Here is a 1615-nt window from a genome sequence, read left to right on the forward strand (position 1 = left end):
TCGGGGCGGCTCAGATCGCCACGAGCGCGGCCGTGATGGCGAACGGACCGGAGGACGCGTCCGAGGAATGGCAGTCGATCGACTGGCGTGCCGCCGAGGACGAGGTAAGGCGTTTGCGGCAACGTATCTTCACGGCTTCGCAGGCCGGAGATCTGGCCAAGGTCAGGAATCTCCAGAAACTGATGCTCCGTTCCCGCGCCAACGCCCGCGTAAGCGTGCGGCGGGTCACGGAGATCAATGCTGGCCGCGTGACAGCGGGAATCGACGGAAAAGTCGCACTGCTACCTCAGGAGAAAGCCGAATTGGCCACCTGGGTTCAGGTGCGCGCCGAACCGTGGAAACCCAAGCCTGTCAAGCGGGTGTATATATCCAAGGCGAATGGAAAACGGCGACCGCTCGGGATTCCCGTGATCAGCGACAGGTGCCTCCAGGCTCTGACGCTCAACGCACTGGAACCTGAGTGGGAGGCACGCTTCGAGGCGAGATGCTATGGCTTTCGTCCCGGACGTGGCTGTCATGACGCGATCGTAGCCATCCATACGACGGCGAGCGGAAAGAACGCTCAACGCCTGTGGGTGCTCGATGCTGATCTGAAAGCGGCATTCGACCACATCGACCACGAGTATCTGCTGAAGTCATTGGGAACGTTCCCTGCAAGGGGAATGGTAGCTAGATGGCTGAAGGCGGGCGTGGTCGAAAATGGTCTGCTCACGGCCACCACGGAGGGAACTCCACAAGGCGGCGTGATCAGTCCCACGCTGTTGAACATCGTCCTGCATGGCATGGAAAAGGCAGCCGGGGTCCGTTACCAAAAGCTCGGCAACAATGCCGCGCTCACGGCATCGAACTCCCCGGTCTTGGTCACCTACGCCGACGACCTTCTCGTCCTCTGCCACACTAGGCAACAGGCCGAGCAGGTCAAAGCTAGGCTATCCGCGTGGCTGGCCCCTCGGGGTCTGGCCTTCAACGAGGACAAGACGCGTATCGTCCACCTCAATGAGGGTTGCGACTTTCTAGGGTTCACCATCCAACGCCATCGCGGAAAGCTGCTGACCAAACCGAGCAACTCTGCCCTGCGGCGGATCCGGAAAAGGCTATCCGATGAAGTGACGGCCCTGCGTGGAGCCAACGCGGAAGCGCTGATAGCTAAGCTCAACCCGATCATCAAGGGCTGGGCTGCCTATTACCGGATCGGGGTATCCAAACGAGCGTTTGCCTCCTTGGATGCCCATGTGTGGAGGCAGGTCTATAAATGGGCCAAACTCTCCCATCCGAACAAGTCGAAACATTGGGTGGCTGCCCGATATTTTGGCATGTTCAATCCGTTCAGGCGCGACACGTGGGTATTCGGCGATCGCGCAAGCGGCCACTACCTGCGCAAGTTCGCCTGGACACCCATTGTCCGGCACCGGATGGTGCCAGGAACGGCGTCGCTCGACGACCCGACCCTGGCCGAATTCTGGGCCAAGCGGCGCCATCGCAACACGCCCCCGCTGAGCACGGCCACTCTGCGCCTGATGAAGGCTCAAAACGGCCATTGCCCGTACTGCGGAGAGCTGTTGCTACACGCCGACCATGAGCCGCAAAGCCCTGAAGAATGGGAACAGTGGCTCAA

General features: G+C 60.7%; 1 protein-coding gene. It reads left to right on the forward strand.

Translation table 11 applies throughout. From position 1 onward, the window contains the following. Window positions 1-35: 35 nt before the first annotated feature. On the forward strand, window positions 36-1615 hold a 1580-nt coding region (gene ltrA / locus ACFY4B_RS42565), incomplete at its 3' end, for a group II intron reverse transcriptase/maturase (RefSeq protein WP_387977190.1).

This window comes from Kitasatospora sp. NPDC001261, assembly GCF_042896795.1.
In the GTDB taxonomy this organism is placed as follows: Bacteria; Actinomycetota; Actinomycetes; order Streptomycetales; family Streptomycetaceae; genus Kitasatospora.